A 16,559-nucleotide genomic window follows, 5' to 3' on the forward strand; every position below is an offset into this window, starting at 1 on the left:
AAAGGACAGTTGCGACCCAGGCTTCGTTTGCTATGCGAAGCATCTAGTAGTGCCGTGATACCGAATCGCTGCGCGGCCGCAGAACCAGCCAGGCGTCCGCATTGTGGAACAACTGGAGCGCTGCGTCGTTAACTATGGAACAAGCCAGAGTGAGAAAATTATGGCAACCGACGAGCTCCACTCGGATGGTCACGCGACGGAAGAGAACGACCGCCAGTTTGTAACTGCCCTTGCACGCGGCCTTGAAATACTTGCCTGCTTTAAGACGGACGATCGCTATCTTTCTAATCAGGAGATCGCGCAGCGTACACACCTGGCCCGCCCAACGGTGTCGCGGCTGACTTATACACTGATGAAAACGGACTATCTTCTGCGCAACGGCAACAGTGGCGAGTATCGTTTAGGCCCGAAGGTGCTTCAGCTCGGCTTCAGCACTTTGGCTGCGACAAATGTAGCAGAGCGGTTCAGCGACCTGATGAACGACCTTTGCCGTGGTCCGAACGGACATATCACGGTAGCCTTGGCCGAACGTAGCGGAACCCGCGCTGTTTATCTTGCCGTGCATCGCTCTCGGCAGGCGGTGACACTTTCGATTGACGTCGGGGCACGTCTGCCGCTGTTCTATTCCGGCATTGGCCGCGCCATTCTTGCAGGCATAAGCGAGGAAGAGCGCGCGATGGTTCTGAAAAAGGCAATCGATGAATTCCCCGGTCAGCGCGAAAGGCTGGAAAAGAGTCTGGACGAAGCCGTCAGCGACTATGCGAAATACGGCTACTGCACCAGTTTCGGCAGCTGGAAGCCAGAAATCAACGCCATCGCTGCCCCCATCCGCTCATTGGATGGAACGGTGATATATGGCGTGAACGTGGGCGGTCCGTCTTTCCTCGTCTCACCTGAGGAACTGCACGAGGAATATGGTGATCGCCTGCGCCAAGCGGTTAACGCGTTGGGGGAACCCTGACAGCACTGGAAGAAACGGCACTGCCGCGCCCGCAAAGGCGCGGCGGCACCGCAGTCGCTTCCAAGCGGCGGATCATTTCAACGGGGGCAGAATCTTCGCCTCTGTAACAGCCTGCACTTCCTCAAGACTGTTGCCCTCAGTCAGCTCGACCAGTCGAAAACCGTCCGGCGTCACGTCCAGCACTGCGAGATCGGTATAGACGCGGTTAACCACTCCAAGGCCGGTAAGTGGGTATGTGCATCGCTTCAGCAACTTCGGGCTGCCATCTTTGTTGACGTGCTTCATCATGATCAGGATTTTCGGCACGCCGACGACCAGATCCATCGCGCCGCCAACGGCAGGCGGGAACTTCTCGTCCATGGTCGCCCAATTCGCCAGATCGCCGTTTTCCGCAACCTGATAGGCGCCCAAAACCGCAATATCTATATGCCCGCCGCGCATGATCGCGAAGCTGTCGGCATGTTCGAAGAAGGCCGCCCCGGGCGCAAGCGTGATGAACCGTTTGCTGGCATCGATCATCTCGGGGTCTTCCTCGCCCTCCGGCGGGGTCGGGCCGACGCCGATGATGCCGTTCTCGGAATGGTAAAGAACCTCACGGTCTGAGGGCACATAGGACGACACGAAGGTCGGCTTGCCGATCCCAAGGTTCACATAGGCCCCGTCCGGGATATCCAACGCCAGACGCGCGGCCAGTTGCTGATCGTTCAGGCTGTTCATGGACGGGCTCCGTATTCGACGATGCTTTTGACAAAGATGCCGGGGGACACGACAGTTTCCGGATCGAGCGGTGTTTCCGAAAGATGCCGCACTTCGGCGATGGTATGACGCGCCGCACTGGCCATGACCGGGTTAAAGTTCCGCGCCGTGCCGTGATAGTTCAGATTGCCGTAGCGGTCCCCGTTTTCGCCGCGCACCAGTGCAAAGTCGGCCGATAAAGGCTTCTCGAAAACATATCCTTTGCCGTCGATGACCCGCGTGGTTTTCCCATCGGCCAGCCTGGTGCCATATCCGGTCGGCGTCAGAAAGCCACCCAGTCCGGCACCCGCTGCGCGGATGCGTTCAGCCAGCGTACCCTGGGGCACGATCTCCAGTTCGATCTGTCCCGCGGCATAGGCTTTTTCAAACCAGACAGAGCCCTTGGACCGCGGATAGGAACAAACAAATTTTGCAACCTGACCCTCCTTCAGCAGCCGCCCCAGGCCGAAATCTCCGGCACCGGCATTGTTGGAAATGATCGTCAGGTTTTTCGCACCGTGCTCGATCAGTGCATCGATCAGCCCGAAGGGCACGCCGGAATTGCCAAACCCACCAATCATGACGACCGCCCCGTCCGGGATCTGCGCGACCGCCTCGGCAGGGCTGTTCAGTCTTTTATCCATATTCACTTCTCCTGCGATGACGGCCCGGAAGCCAGTTGACGCTTTCCAAGAACCAGATTGACGATGATGACCGCAGCAAGGACACCGACACCTATGATGCTGGTTGTCAGTTCCGGCAGAATGATGAGTATGCCGCCCACTCCGAAAGCCGCTCGGCTGATGAGATCGATCCTTCCGACGCGATAGATCCATCCTTCGAAGGCCGATGTGATCGCCCAGAGCGCGAGAACAGTTACGACGACACGAAAGACAACTTCGGCAAAGCTGCCAGCCATGATCAGCGCCGGATCGTTCACGAAGATGAACGGCAGCACGAACAGCGGCAGGCCAAGGCGCATGGCGCGGAAACCCGTCTCCATCGGTTTCGATCCCGCGATATTGGCCGCCGTGATCGCGGCAAGCGCAACCGGGGGTGTGATATAGGACAGCATGCCCCAATACAGGATGAACAGATGGCTGGCGATCGGGTGCAGCCCTGCTTCGACCAGTGCCGGTGCCAGCAGGATCGACAGGAAGATATAGCAGGCCGTCACCGTCATCCCCATGCCCAGCACAAAGCTGGTCACGGCACCCGCGATCAGCATCAGCGCCACGTTGCCGCCGGCGTAAAGCAACAGTTCACGCGAAAAGGCGCCGGCAATCCCGGTATAGGACAGACCGCCCACGACCAGGCCGATCCCGGCCAGAACGGCGACCAGACCAGCAATGTTGACAGCGATATCGCGCAGCAGATCGATCAGGCGGGTCAGTGTGATCCGGGTTTCCTTGCGGAAGGCCGTCGCGATCAGCATTACAGCCGAGGCGTAATAGGGTGAACGCGCCTCCATCCGCAGGCCCATCAGCACGAAGATCAGGACGGCAAGGCTGAGCAGATAGGGCCAGCCCTTTTTCAGCACGGGCCAGACCGGCGGGATATCCTCGCGCGGCAGCCCCTGAAGACCCCGACGCGCGGCGAACATGTCCACTTGAAGCAGCAGCGCGACATAGAACAGCACCGCCGGGATGATCGCCGCGATGACGATATTCGAATAGGGCACGCCCAGGAACGAGGCCATGACGAAGGCCACCGTCCCCATCACCGGCGGCATCAGCGTCGCCCCGGTCGAGGCGCAGGCTTCAATCGCGGCGGCATAGCTGGCCGGATAGCCGACCTTGCGCATGGTCGGGATGGAAAACGGCCCCGAGGTCAGAATGTTCGAGATCACGCTGCCGGACAGAGAGCCCAGAATGCCCGAGCCCATGACGGCGACCTTCGCGGGCCCGCCGCGGCTGTGACCCAGCAAAGCGGCGGCCAGATCCATGAAGAAATCGCTGCCTTTGGTGACGACCAGGACTGCACCGAAGATGACAAAGCCGATGACCAGCTCGGCCACGACCTGCATCGGGATGCCGATGATCCCCTCGACCCCCAGCACATAGGCACGGATGGTGCCGACCGGAGAATACTGCGTCCCCCACAGGAAACCGGGCAGGCTGTCCGCGTAAAGCGGCAGCGAACCGAACAGCAACGCGGTGATCAGAAGGATCGTACCCCCTGCCCGCCGCACGCCTTCCAGCACCAGCACGATCATGATCCCGGCCATGATGTCGGCCATGGGCGGCGCATCATATTCCCAGCCGCGCTGAATGATATCCAGACCATGCGCACCCAGCCAGAAGCCACTGACAAGGGCGGCACCGGCGAGCACAAGATCAAGCGCCAGCAAAGGGCCGCGCGCGTCCCGCGAAGGCGGCAACACAAGGAATGTCACGGCAAGGAAAATTGCGATCAGGTAATAGAGATAGGCGTTCCCCAGCGGCTGAAAGCCGAACAGGTTCAGCAGGAATTGCTGGTTGATCGCCATCAGCACGCCCAATGTGCCAAGCGCGATGACCATCCAGCCAATGACACGCTGCACGGGCGGCGGGCGGGTAGTGACTTCTTCGGGAGTAACGGCAACGCCGTCATCCCGGTGTGTCTCGGTCGTCATGATTATCTAACCTCACAAAATGGCGCCAACTGGCGGCATTGCCGCCAGTCAGCCAGCCATCAGTTTGCGTTCATTCAAGCCCGGCCACGATCTCGGCGCGGCGTGCCATCCAGGCGGCGGCGAACTCTTCTTCTGCCAGCCCGGCATTTTCGGCTACGAAAGGTTCCCAAGCGGCTATCAGCGCATCCTGACGGGCAATCCGCTTTTCGTTCCAAGCGTCATCTTCGGCGGTCCAGATGCCCTTTTCCTTCAAATAGCGGATGGCACCTTCATGGAACGGCACGTCGATCGGCGGCTTGCCCGCCTGGTCGAGCGACCAGCGTTCCATGGTTGCCGTCCCCTCTTTATAGAGGTCGTAGGATTCATCCAAAGCCTTGATGAAAGCGTAGACATCATCAGCCGACTTATCGGGCGTCGTCGCAATCACGGGATAGCGATAGGCAGCCATTTGTGCGGTTTCACCCTCGGGCAAGCCCGCCGCTACAGTTTCGCTCTGCGGACTCATTATAGGCAAAACTTTCTCAAGTTGCGCCCATCCCTCGGCATTGTCAGCCTCCAGCGGGGGATAATAAATGCCGCGCGGACTCTCGGCCAACTCATAGAACTGGCTTGTCGTGGGTGAGGTGCAGGTCGCATCGGATTCGTTGCGCGTCATGGATGACATTGCCGCAGCATAGGTCGGGAAGGTGACGACTTCGACATCGTCCAGCGTCAGCCCGCCAAATGCCAGAATAGCTTCGCATTTGACGTTGATCGACGGGTTGCCCGCGACGAAAGCGATCCGCTTGCCCTTTGCGTCGGCGACGGTTTCGATCCCGGAATCTGCGGCAGCCGCCATGGCCGTGCTGGCCGGACGGCCTGCAATCGTGCGTAATGGCTGCGGCCCCCATTCCGGCGTCGCAAAATCATAGGCACCTTCGCTCAGGAAAAAAGCCTCGGTCGCCAGGAATGCATAGTCCGCACGACCTTGCAGCAAGGGCTGCAACCGCCCGATGCTGCTGCCCGACGGCTGGATACGCACGCGAGTGCCGAACTCCTTGCCAAAAGCGTCGGCAATCGCCGAGGCCTCGGCATACCCTGCCGAACCGACGTCATATGAACTCCAGATCATCGTCTTCGGCAGTTCCTGCGCGCCCGCCGACATAGCAAAAGCGAGGCTCATCCCCGCCGCCAGGATCAATTTCATCTTCATCCTCTCCCATTATTCGAAAGCCCGCTGTTAACCCGACCTGGCAGCACTGCCCGGCGGATTAAAAACGCCCTCGATACTCCGCGCACCAGACCCGAACCCACTGGCACCGAAACTTCTACACTCACGTTATTTAGCGGACATTATGTTCGCATAGCGAACTTATAAATAGAATCGGGCTGTATTGTCAAGAATATCTGTGAGCCTATACGGCAACGAGCTGTCAGAGCTGCAAACAGCCCGAAGAATGTCTTCCAAAGCTCGTCAGCGCTGTCATGGTATTCGAGGATGTTCCCAGGCTCGAAGGGGACCGGTTGTTTGTCGAGGCGGTGCTGTGGATCGTGCGCACCGGCGCGCCTTGGCGCGATCCGCCAGATGTGTTCGTAGCGTGGAATGTGGCATTTCGCCGGTTCAGTCGCTGGAACTGCAAGTGGGTCTGGTGGCGGATATTCGAGGCGATGTCCGATGACCCGGATTTCGAATATCTGATCGTTAACAGCACCATCATTCGCGCTCATCAGCACGCCGCCGGGGCGAAAAAAGGGGCTGAAGATCAGACAATTGGCCGCCCTCGCGGAGGCTTGAGTACAAAATTGCACATGGCCGTGCGCGGGCATGGATGCCCGGTCCGCTTCGCCCTCCCGCGCGGCAGCCGTCGACCATTCCGGCCAGCGCCCCAACGTCATCCGCCGCTGCCGCCCAGCATGGCGATAGTCCAGCGTGAAGGCCCGGTTGCCGGAACGGTAGATGCAGATGGTAAAGCCCCGCACCTCGCTGTAGAATATCTGATAGTCCCGGCCCGGCTCCGGCGCCGCCTCCCGCACCGATTTTTCGTTCAAGCTCAATCGCTTCACCATGCCCATCGCCTCCTTCTTGCATCCCACATGAGGCTCAGCCTCGCGCGCATGGCAAGTCATACATCGCCCATCAGACCGGCAGGGAGGCGGAAGGTGGCAGAAGTCGGAAGGAGGCGTGCCGGGGGGCGTAAATGGAAAGCCAAGCCAAAGGCTGTTCTGACGGAACCGGCGAAACTCAGTTTCGTTTATGTCCGATGAAGGGCAGCGTTTTAACAACGATTGATCTTGGTTGAGCGCAGGGGATTGCGAGAGCGCGTTAAGACCACGGGCTGTCTAAATCATGGGAGGAAATATTCATGGACAAGAAAACGATTGTTGAGGCGATGCGCGATATGGACCTGTGCTTCATGTCGACCCTTGCCAAGGGCGGGGGCATGTCATCGCGTCCGATGTCGAACAACGCGCAGGTCGAATGGGATGGCAGCAATTGGTTTTTCAGCAATGGCGATACGCGCAAGGTTGAGGAACTCGGTGAGAACCCGGCAACCGAGCTGACGTATCAGGGCAAGGATACCTGGATCGTTCTGTCCGGGAAGTCGAAACTTCATCAGGATGACAAGGAACTGTTCAAGAAGCATTGGACCGATGATTTGGACCAGTGGTTCGAACAGGGGATCGACACGCCCGGTTTGACACTGATCGAAGTGTCAGCCAGCCGCGCGGAGTGCTGGGGCAAGCCGGGTGATGGTGTCGTGAATTTGTGAGGGAGCTGCCTTAGCAAGAACACTGGTAAAAGCAGCCGATGAGCCTGCGCGTCCATCTTGGCGGCAGCGGCGTCGGCCTCTCTTGTGCCGGGAGAAAGAACTCTAGCCAGAACGCGCGGCATGTGCCGCGATGAGACCATTCCAGCGAACGGAGACCTACCATGGACAAGAAGACCCAGACAGGAAACGCAGGTGAAACGCATCAGCGCGCCGGCGACGATCAGCGGCTGACCACCAATCATGGCGTACCGGTATCGGACAACCAGAACAGCCTGAAGGCGGGTGCGAACGGCCCGACATTGCTTGAAGATTTTGTCCTACGCGAGAAGATCTTCCATTTCGACCACGAACGGATCCCGGAACGCATTGTCCACGCACGTGGCAGCGCCGCGCATGGCTATTTCGAATGCACCGACCCGATTCCGGATATGTCCATTGCCAGCCTGTTTGCCGAAAAGGGCAAGCGTACACCTGTTTTCACCCGCTTCTCGACCGTTGCGGGCGGGGCTGGCAGCGTTGATACGCCGCGCGACGTCCGTGGCTTTGCTGTCAAATTTTACACCGACGAAGGCAACTGGGATCTGGTCGGCAACAACATCCCCGTTTTCTTCATTCAGGACGCCATCAAGTTCCCCGACCTGATCCATTCCGTGAAGATGGAGGCCGATCGCGGCTATCCGCAGGCCGCGTCCGCGCATGACACGTTCTGGGACTTCATCTCGCTGATGCCCGAGACGATGCACACCATGATCTGGGCCATGTCCGACCGCGCCATTCCGCGCAGCCTGCGCATGATGGACGGCTTTGGCGTTCATACTTTCCGACTGGTCAACGCGGACCGCAGATCGACCTTCGTCAAGTTTCATTGGAAGCCGAAGCTGGGCGTTCAGTCACTGGTTTGGGACGAAAGCGCCAAGCTGCAGGGTGCCGATAACGACTTTCATCGCCGCGACCTGTTCGAGGCAATCGAGGCAGGCGATTACCCGGAATGGGAACTGGCCATTCAGGTCATCAGCGACGAACTGGCGGAAAGCCTGCCCTATTCGGTGCTGGATGCGACCAAGATCGTCCCCGAGGAAGATGCCCCCCTGCGCGTGATCGGCCGCATGGTGCTGGACCGTTGGCCGGACAATTTCTTTGCCGAGACCGAACAATCCGCCTTCCTGCCGTCCAATGTGGTGCCGGGGATCGATTTTACCAACGACCCGCTGCTGCAAGGGCGGTTGTTCAGCTATCTGGACACGCAGAAATCGCGGCTTGGGACGACGAACTTCCACCAGATCCCGGTCAACGCCCCGAAATGCCCCTTCGCGAACATGCAGCGCGACGGCATGATGCAGACCATGATTCCCAAGGGCCGGGCGAATTACGAACCCAACAGCCTTGATGAGGCGGGCGAGGATCCCGGCCCGCGCGAAACCGGCACCGTCTTTCACACCTATGAGGACAACACTGAACTTGGCAACGAGCCGTCCGAAAAGCTGCGCAAGCGGGATGAGACGTTCGGGGACCACTACAGCCAGCCGCGCCAGTTCTGGCTGAGCCAGACCGACAACGAACGCGCCCATATCGCCAGTGCGATCACGTTCGAGCTGTCCAAGGTCAGCCTGCCGCATGTGCGCGACCGCGTGCTGTCGGTGATCCAGAACATCCATCCTGATCTCGGCAAGCGTGTCGCCGATGGGCTGGGGATTGATCTTCCCAAGGCGGCCAAGCCCTTCCGCGAACCGGTCGAGCTTGCGCCCTCGGACGCGCTTTCGATCCAGAAGAACTGGAAGGACACGCTGAAAGGCCGCAAGATCGGCATTCTGTTCGCCGAAGGGTCGGACAAGGCAACGATCGACAAGCTGAAATCCGATGTCGAGGCGCAGGGCGGCAGCGTGATGCTGGTCGCCCCGAAGGTGGGCGAGATGAAGGTCAAGGGTGGCACGCTTGCCGCGGATGGTCAGCTTGCGGGCAGCCCCTCGGTCATCTTTGACGCTGTTGCCATGGTGTTGATGCCTGAGCAGGTCGAAATGCTGAAAAAGGATGCGGCCGCAAAGGCTTGGGTCAGTGACGCCTATGCCCATCTGAAAGCCATCGGCCATTGCCCAGGCTCCAAGGCATTGCTGGATCATTGCCACATCGAAGCCGATGAAGGCGTCGTCAAGAACGAGGATTTCGTGGCCGCTGCAAGCAAGCGCTATTGGGACCGAGAGCCGAAGGTCCGTGATCTTGCCTGACCCTGACGGGCCGCCGGTTCAGGCGGCCCCTTTTTATTGGATAATCGAAGATGACAGACGGCAAGGACGCCGAAACGCGCAAGGATGATCTGCGGACCGGCAAGCCATATTGGCTGACCACCTCCGGCATTTCCGTGCGACACCGCGCTGACGGCAGAGGCACTGACGTGACAGGGGCGGTCGGTCCTGATCATTGATCGCCTCGCGCCGGTCACCACCACGGCCGGCAGCGCCGCTTCACCTTCGGTCGTTGGCCGGAATGGTCGGTGACCGCAGCGAGGGATCGCGTCAGGGATCTGCGCCGTCAGCTTGATGCCGGCATTGATCTCATAGAGGAGCGCGAAAGCGACCGAGCCGCCCCCCCGCATCGCCGATCTGGTGACGCGATTCATCGAAGAGCATCTGCCAAACCTTGCGGCGCAGAGCGCCTCGGATCAGAAATCCATGCTCGAGCAGTCTGTGCTGCCGGTCTGGCGCAATCGTCTGGTCAGCGATATCACGCCCACGGATGTCGATGCTCTACTGCGCAGCGTCGCGCAGGGCCGCGCCCGCACGCGCAAGACGCCAAGAAAGTGCGAGGCGGGATCGCGCCCCACCCCGGCGCGGGCCAATCGCTGCGGCGAGTTGCTGCACAAGATGTCCAATCTGGCGATCAAATGGAAAATGAGCACCGAATACCCGCGCAGGATACCTTCACACGACCGGAGACCGAACGCGACCGTTTCCTGTCGCCCGAGGAGCTGCCGGCGCTGGCCACAGCGTTGTCGGCAACCGAGGACCGGCACTGCGCTGCCATCGTGCGCATGCCGTTGCAGGCATCTTCCGAGGTCGCTGCGCGAGCGGCCATGTCTATCTGGTCGATGACGATGAGACGGTGCGCAAGGCGCTTGGCCTGCTGTTGGAAAGCCGCCGCGCCGCGATTGCCGCGAAGGCAGGGACATCCTCGGCGGCGGAGCTGACGCGGTTCTGGATCGAGGCGACGGATCCTCCGTAGAACTACGGGGGGCGGTGTGAGAACTCTACGAATGTTGCGGGTCTCGGGCGATAGTTAGCCTGCGATCATCAGTCAACCGAAGGAGACAAAGATGATCCGCAGCCTCGCCCTGACCGCCGCCGAGGCTGCGCTGCAGGCATGCGGTGCCTAGGGCTCCAATTTCAGCGTCGCCGTCGTCGCCCTCAGCGGCGTGACCAAAGCGCTGCTGCGGGCCGATAATGCCGGACCCCACAGCGTAACGGGCAAGGCCTTTACCTCGGCCAGCCTCGCCCTGACCGCCGCCGGCATCGCCGATTTCAATGGCGGCAACTCGCAGAATGACGGCATGCGCGATATGGATCCGCGTCTGGTGATTCAAGGAGGTGGGTTGCCTATCAAGATTGCAGACGCTCTTGCAGGTGGGATCGGTGTCAGCGGTGCGCCCTCGGGCGATCTGGACGCGGTTTGCGACCGCGCCAGGCTGGATGCGATTGGTACGGAATAATACGGCTGGCCCGCACCTCATGGGCGGGCCACATTCACGACTGTCACTGAGAATCCAACGATTTTTTCCAACGTTATCATCATTTGATCGGCCCATCTGTTGCGAGATGAATGAACGACCGGTCTGGTGATTGCTGCCAAGTGGCACCCAGACATCTTGGAGGTCGGCTTGGGTCCGTCCTTGTCTTGGTCGGCCGCTGATACGATTATGGGACGTCGCCGCAGCGCCGCATTGCCGAGCTTGCCGCACCTCCATCAAGCTGATGCCTGTTCTGACCCCGCCTTGTCGTTTTAATACGTTTGTCTAATGGCCATGATCCAACACAGGACCATTTTGCTAAGTTGCGCCATCTGAATGGCTGGCTGTGACACTTGCATCAACCAGCCCTGAAGCCTGCGGCACAAATGGTTTGAACCCAACCGTTGTGCCGCCTATCTTCCCCACATGCTGCCCAAGATCAACGCCTTCCCCCTGCTGCCTGCCCGTGTTCACGAAGCTTGTGGCCCTCTGGCGCTCAGCCTTGCGGCAGTTGCGGCGGCGCAGGCTGTTAATCTGCTGTGGGTCCGCGAAACCTGGCAGCCGCAAAGCACCGGCATCCACGGGCTTGCAACATATCTCGACCCATCCCGGCTTTTGCTGGCCCAAACGCAGAATCAGACCGAAATGTTGGCAGTCGCCGAGGACGCGCTACGCGATGGCAATTTCCCCCTAGTCGTCATGGAACTGACCGCGCCGCTGAGCCTGACCGCCGGACGCCGGTTGCAACTGGCGGCGAAGGCGGGCGGCAGCACCGGGTTATGCCTGATCCCCGAGGGGGTGGGCAGCCCGGCTGCGGAAACGCGGTGGCATATCAGCCCGCTTCCCGATCCGGGCAGCGCCCCGGAAGACTCGACTCTGCAGCGATGGGCGCTTATAAAGAACAAATCAGGAACATTGGGCGTCTGGCATGTTCGATGGAGCCAATCGGCGCACCGTCTCATTGTGGTTTCCAAGGCTCGCGAGTGACCGGGCCTTGCGGCTGCGGCCTGTCGAGGGGCCGTTTGCGCTGACGCTGAAGCAGGACAATACCGACCGGATCCATTGCCTGAATATCGCGGCCGAACGGCAGAGGCTGCATCGCGGCATGGCGTTCTCGGAGGCCCGCGCCTTCTGCCCCGACCTGCAAAGCCGCCCGGCCGATCCGCCATCGGACCGGCGGTTTCTCATGGGTCTGCGCCGCTGGGCTACGCGATATTGCCCTTGGGTCGGGATCGAGGGTGAGGACGGGCTGGTCATGGATGTCACCGGTTCGGCCCATCTTGCGGGGGGCGAGCCGGCGATGCTGGACGATCTGCGCCAGCGGCTGAGCCGGGTCGGGCTGGCAGTGCAGATCGGGCTGGGCGATACGCGCGGCGCGGCTTGGGCGCTGGCGCGGTATGGCGAAGGCGTGGCGGCGCCGGGCGCGGCGCGGGCGGCGCTTGATCCGCTGCCGGTGGCGGGATTGCGGCTGGACGGCGAGACCGTCACGGCGCTGCAAAGGTTGGGCCTTCGCACCATCGGACAACTGGCCGAGGCCGCCCGCGCCCCGCTGGCCCGCCGTTTCGGGCCGGGGCTGCTGATGCGGCTGGATCAGGCGCTTGGGGTGCAGCCTGAACAGATCTCGCCGCAATCCGAGCCGCCCCACTACGGTGTGCGGATGAGCCTGCCCGAACCCATCGGGCTGGAGGCCGATGTGATGGCCGGAACCGAACGCCTGCTGACCCGCCTCTGCGACAAGCTGATCCGGCATGAGGCAGGCGCACGGGTGCTGTGCCTGACCCTGCGGCGCGTGGACAGCCACGCCCGGCATGTCGAGTTGCGCCTTGCCCGGCCCCTGCGCGATCCGGCCCGCATCCTGCCGCTGTTCCAGCGCGGTATTGACGAGGTGGATGCGGGCTATGGCATCGACCAGCTTCGGCTGGAGGCCACGCAGGTCGAGCCGCTTCCGGCCCAGCAGATCAGTCATGTGACAGGCGACAAACCGGACCGGCTGGACGATCTGATCAGTCGTATCGGCACGCGGATCGGGCTGGAAAACATCCTGCGTTTCCTACCCGCCGACAGCCATATCCCGGAACGCAGCTTCATCATGGCTCCGGCGGCTTATTCCAAGCCCACCGGCGGTTGGAACATTCCGCGACCGCGACCGCTCGTAATGTTTCGCCCAGAGGCCATCGCGGCCCTTAGCGCCCGCCCGCCGCAAAGCTTCCGCTGGCGGCGCATGGCGTTCACCACGATGCGCGCGACCGGGCCGGAGCGGATTCTTCCCGAATGGTGGATAGAGGATGAAAGCTGGCGACACGGCGCGCGCGATTACTGGCGCATCGAGACCCATCAGGGGCATCGGCTGTGGCTTTTCTACACCCCACAAAATCCCGGCTGGTTCATCCAAGGGGTTTTTCCATGATCGAGATCAATCCCGAACACTGCCCGGTTGGGGCGCCGCGCAGCAAGGTGCTTGAAGCTGAAGCCTGCAATTATGCCGAACTGTGCGTGACCACGAATTTTACATTTCTGACGGGGGCCTCGCATCCCGAAGAACTGGTGACCCGCGCCGCCGAGCTTGGCCTTTCGGCCATCGCCATTACGGATCGCAATTCTCTGGCGGGGGTGGTGCGGGCTTATTCGGCTCTCAAAATCCTCGCGGAAAAGGCAGAGGATTCGGTGCAAATCCGCTCACAGCACCGGGTTGATAGTTGTTCGCGGCAGACGATTGGCTCACCGCAGGACATTGCGCGACCAGAGATACCCCATCTGCCCAAACTCATCACCGGCTGCCGCTTGGTGTTGCGCGACAGCGCGGTGGAATGGCTCGCGCTGCCGACGGACATTGTCGCCTATAAACGTCTGACGCGGCTGCTGACTTTGGGCAAGAGGCGGGCGGAGAAAGCCGCCTGTGATCTTGATCTCAAGGATTTGCTGGACCACGGCGCGGGCATGATCCTGATTGCCGTGCCGGGGGCGGATCTCCCGGCATCTGCCAAAGACATTCACACAATCCACCGCCGCTTTCCCGGCTCCACCTTCCTCGGCGCGGCCCCGCGTTACGACGGCTCGGATCAGGGCCATCTCGATGCTTGCGCCCGGCTTGCGCAGCGCTGCTCCACCCCCATGGTCGCGATCGGCGATGTGCTGATGCACCGGGCGTCCCGCCGTCCGCTCGCCGATGTGCTGACCTGTATGCGGGAGGGCTGCACGATTGATAACATCGGTAGACGCGCGCTGCTGAATGCCGAGCGGCGGCTCAAGGGCCGCGCCGATATGGAGCGGGTGTTTTATCGCTACCCGGGCGCGCTGCGCCGCACGCTGGAGATTGCCGCGCGCTGTTCTTTCTCTCTGAACGAGCTGAGTTACCAATATCCCGACGAGATCGCGGAAGGCGGCGAGGCCCCGATGGCGCGGCTCACCCGGCTGGCGCATGAAGGGCTGGCCCGGCGATATCCAGAGGGCGCACCGGAACGCCCTCAGCAGTTGATGGCCAAGGAACTCGCGGTGGTCGCGGAACTCGATTACCCCGCCTATTTCCTGACCGTTTATGATATCGTCCAATATGCGCGCAGCCAGGACATCCTCTGCCAAGGGCGCGGATCTGCGGCGAATTCCATCCTCTGCTATCTGCTGGGCATCACCGATGTCCGCCCCGATCAGATCGGCATGGTCTTCGAGCGTTTCGTCTCGCGCCACCGGGGCGAGCCCCCAGATATTGACGTCGATTTCGAGCATGAGCGGCGTGAGGAGGTCATCCAGTGGATCTACCGCAAATACGGCCGCCACCGCGCCGGTCTCTGCGCCACGGTGATCCATTTCCGGTCCCGCGCCGCGATCCGTGAGGTCGGCAAGGTGATGGGGCTGAGCCAGGACGTGACGGCGGGTCTGTCTGGCTCGATCTGGGGGTATTCCAGCGATGGCCCCGATATGGGCCGCGTGCGCGAACTGGGCCTGAACCCCGATGATCGCCGGCTGGCCCAGACCCTGCGCCTGATCGGAGAGCTGATCGGTTTCCCACGCCACCTGTCCCAGCATGTCGGCGGCTTCGTCATCACCAAAGGGCGGCTGGACGAACTGTGCCCCATAGAAAACGCTGCGATGGAGGACCGCACCGTCATTGAGTGGGACAAGGACGATATCGACGCGCTTGGAATCCTCAAGGTCGATGTGCTGGGCCTCGGGATGCTGACCTGTATCCGCAAGGCGTTTGGTCTGCTGGAAGAACATGAGCGTCAGCGCTTCACCCTCGCGACAGTCCCGCAAGAAGACCCTGCCACCTATCAGATGCTGCAAGTTGCCGATGCGGTCGGCGTCTTTCAGGTCGAGAGCCGGGCGCAGATGAATTTTTTGCCGCGTATGAAGCCACGCGAATTCTATGATCTGGTGATCGAGGTCGCTATTGTCCGCCCGGGCCCGATTCAGGGCGGCATGGTGCAGCCTTATCTCAAACGGCGACAGGGGTTGGAGAAGGCGGAGCCCTTCGGCCCCGAACTCGAAGCCGTCACCCGCCGCACCCTCGGCGTGCCGCTCTTTCAGGAACAAGCCCTGCAAATCGCCGTGGTCGGGGCGGGCTTCACCGCCGAGGAGGCCGATCAACTGCGTCGCGCGCTCGCCTCTTTCCGCCGCATGGGCACGATTGGCGAGCATAAGGAAAAATTCATCAATGGGATGCTCGAACGTGGCTACAGCCCCGAGATCGCCGAGCGCTGTTTCTCCCAGATCGAGGGCTTTGCCGATTACGGTTTCCCCGAAAGCCACGCGGCGGCCTTTGCGCTCTTGGTCTATGTCTCGGCCTGGCTGAAACGCCACCACCCGGCGGTCTTCGCCTGCGCGCTCTTGAACTCCCAGCCCATGGGCTTCTACGCCCCCGCCCAGATCGTCCGCGACGCTCGCGAACATCATGTCGAGGTCCGCCCGATCTGCGTCAATCACAGCGCGTGGGACAACACGCTGGAGCGTCGCGCCGACGGCACGCTGGCCCTGCGGCTGGGGTTTCGCCAGATCAAGGGGTTCAAGGAAGACGATGCCGACTGGATCGCCGCCGCGCGCGGGAATGGCTATCCCGACCCCGAATCGATCTGGCTGCGCGCCGGCATCGCGCCGGCGGTGCTGGAGCGCCTTGCCGAAGCCGATGCGTTTTCTTCCATGGGCCTCACCCGCCGCGACGCGCTCTGGCAGGTCCGCGCCATCCGGGGGCAAGCGCCCCTGCCGCTGTTCAACGACCCCATCGATGGCGAGGCGATCTACGAACCCGCCGTTACCCTGCCGCAAATGCATCTGGGCGAAGAGGTGGTCGAGGATTACGTCGCCACCCGCCTGACACTGCGCGCCCATCCGATGGAACTCCTGCGCCCCTCCATGCCGGGTCTCACCCGCCACGATGCCCTCAAAGATGCGCCGCTCCGCCGCACCACCGTCTGCGGCCTCGTCATCACCCGCCAGCGCCCCGGCACCGCCTCCGGCGTGATTTTCCTGACGCTGGAGGATGAAACTGGGGTGAGCAATGTGGTGGTCTGGAAACAGGTTTTTGAGCGCTTCCGCCGCACGGTCATGGGCGGACGGCTACTGCGCGTCACCGGAAAACTGCAACGCGAAGGCATCGTCGTGCATCTCATCGCGCAAAAGATCGAGGATGTATCACATCGTTTGTCTGATCTCGATCATCCGATGGGCGATGTCATCGGGCAGATGGACGCCAAGACCGACCACGCCCCCCGCCCGATGCCCGCGCCGCGCGCCATGCATCCGCGCGATCAGGCAAAGCGGCTGTTCCCCAGCCGGGATTTTCATTAA

At 61.5% G+C, this 16,559-nt stretch carries 12 protein-coding genes and 3 pseudogenes; 10 read left to right on the plus strand and 5 right to left on the minus strand.

Features of this window, described 5'->3' with window-relative positions; genetic code table 11:
• Nucleotides 1-103: 103 nt before the first annotated feature.
• Entirely contained in the window at nt 104-961 is an 858-nt protein-coding gene (locus tag PAF20_RS10575; RefSeq protein ID WP_271070615.1) for an IclR family transcriptional regulator, read from the plus strand.
• A gap of 72 nt (nt 962-1,033) precedes the next feature.
• On the opposite strand, the gene PAF20_RS10580 is transcribed toward PAF20_RS10575, so the two are convergent.
• From PAF20_RS10580 to PAF20_RS10595, 4 genes are all read right to left on the minus strand, one after another.
• Complete coding sequence (locus PAF20_RS10580; protein WP_271070616.1) at nt 1,034-1,678, minus strand: 3-oxoacid CoA-transferase subunit B; 645 nt, start codon at nt 1,676-1,678, stop codon at nt 1,034-1,036.
• Nucleotides 1,675-2,340, minus strand: coding sequence for a 3-oxoacid CoA-transferase subunit A (locus PAF20_RS10585; protein ID WP_271070617.1), 666 nt, complete (start codon nt 2,338-2,340; stop codon nt 1,675-1,677). Before PAF20_RS10585 ends, PAF20_RS10580 begins: the two co-directional genes overlap by 4 nt.
• A 2-nt stretch (nt 2,341-2,342) precedes the next feature.
• Nucleotides 2,343-4,310 (minus strand): TRAP transporter permease, encoded by a 1,968-nt coding sequence (locus PAF20_RS10590; RefSeq protein WP_271070618.1) that lies wholly within the window; start codon nt 4,308-4,310, stop codon nt 2,343-2,345.
• 70 nt (nt 4,311-4,380) lie between these two features.
• A complete protein-coding gene (locus tag PAF20_RS10595; RefSeq protein WP_271070619.1) occupies nt 4,381-5,496 on the minus strand; it encodes a TAXI family TRAP transporter solute-binding subunit in 1,116 nt (371 codons plus the stop codon).
• A gap of 311 nt (nt 5,497-5,807) precedes the next feature.
• Here PAF20_RS10595 and PAF20_RS10600 point away from each other — a divergent pair.
• Nucleotides 5,808-6,155: pseudogene (locus PAF20_RS10600) on the plus strand (IS5 family transposase); the annotation flags it as partial.
• Here PAF20_RS10600 and PAF20_RS10605 read toward each other — a convergent pair.
• Nucleotides 6,138-6,356: pseudogene (locus PAF20_RS10605) on the minus strand (Arm DNA-binding domain-containing protein); the annotation flags it as partial. The pseudogenes PAF20_RS10600 and PAF20_RS10605 overlap by 18 nt on opposite strands.
• A gap of 296 nt (nt 6,357-6,652) precedes the next feature.
• Here PAF20_RS10605 and PAF20_RS10610 point away from each other — a divergent pair.
• From PAF20_RS10610 to PAF20_RS10640, 8 genes and pseudogenes are all read left to right on the plus strand, one after another.
• On the plus strand, nt 6,653-7,060 hold the full coding sequence (locus PAF20_RS10610) for a pyridoxamine 5'-phosphate oxidase family protein (RefSeq protein ID WP_271070620.1): 408 nt from the start codon (nt 6,653-6,655) through the stop codon (nt 7,058-7,060).
• Nucleotides 7,061-7,221: 161 nt separating this feature from the next.
• Nucleotides 7,222-9,282: a catalase gene (locus PAF20_RS10615; protein ID WP_271070621.1), complete on the plus strand. Its 2,061-nt coding sequence runs from the start codon at nt 7,222-7,224 to the stop codon at nt 9,280-9,282.
• A 50-nt stretch (nt 9,283-9,332) separates the two neighbouring features.
• A complete protein-coding gene (locus PAF20_RS10620; RefSeq protein ID WP_271070622.1) occupies nt 9,333-9,479 on the plus strand; it encodes a hypothetical protein in 147 nt (48 codons plus the stop codon).
• Nucleotides 9,480-9,660: 181 nt separating this feature from the next.
• Nucleotides 9,661-10,146: a hypothetical protein gene (locus PAF20_RS18955; protein WP_434802917.1), complete on the plus strand. Its 486-nt coding sequence runs from the start codon at nt 9,661-9,663 to the stop codon at nt 10,144-10,146.
• Between the two features lie 296 nt (nt 10,147-10,442).
• Nucleotides 10,443-10,760: pseudogene (locus PAF20_RS10625) on the plus strand (GlcG/HbpS family heme-binding protein); the annotation flags it as partial.
• Between the two features lie 444 nt (nt 10,761-11,204).
• On the plus strand, nt 11,205-11,765 hold the full coding sequence (locus tag PAF20_RS10630; protein WP_271070623.1) for an ImuA family protein: 561 nt from the start codon (nt 11,205-11,207) through the stop codon (nt 11,763-11,765).
• Complete coding sequence (locus PAF20_RS10635) at nt 11,707-13,185, plus strand: Y-family DNA polymerase (RefSeq protein WP_271070624.1); 1,479 nt, start codon at nt 11,707-11,709, stop codon at nt 13,183-13,185. The genes PAF20_RS10630 and PAF20_RS10635 overlap by 59 nt, the downstream gene beginning before the upstream one ends.
• The gene (locus tag PAF20_RS10640; RefSeq protein ID WP_271070625.1) at nt 13,182-16,559 is read left to right on the plus strand and encodes an error-prone DNA polymerase; all 3,378 of its coding nucleotides are present in this window, start codon (nt 13,182-13,184) and stop codon (nt 16,557-16,559) included. The genes PAF20_RS10635 and PAF20_RS10640 overlap by 4 nt, the downstream gene beginning before the upstream one ends.

The sequence above is a fragment of the Paracoccus albus genome, assembly GCF_027913035.1.
GTDB classification, from domain to species: Bacteria; Pseudomonadota; Alphaproteobacteria; order Rhodobacterales; family Rhodobacteraceae; genus Paracoccus; species Paracoccus albus.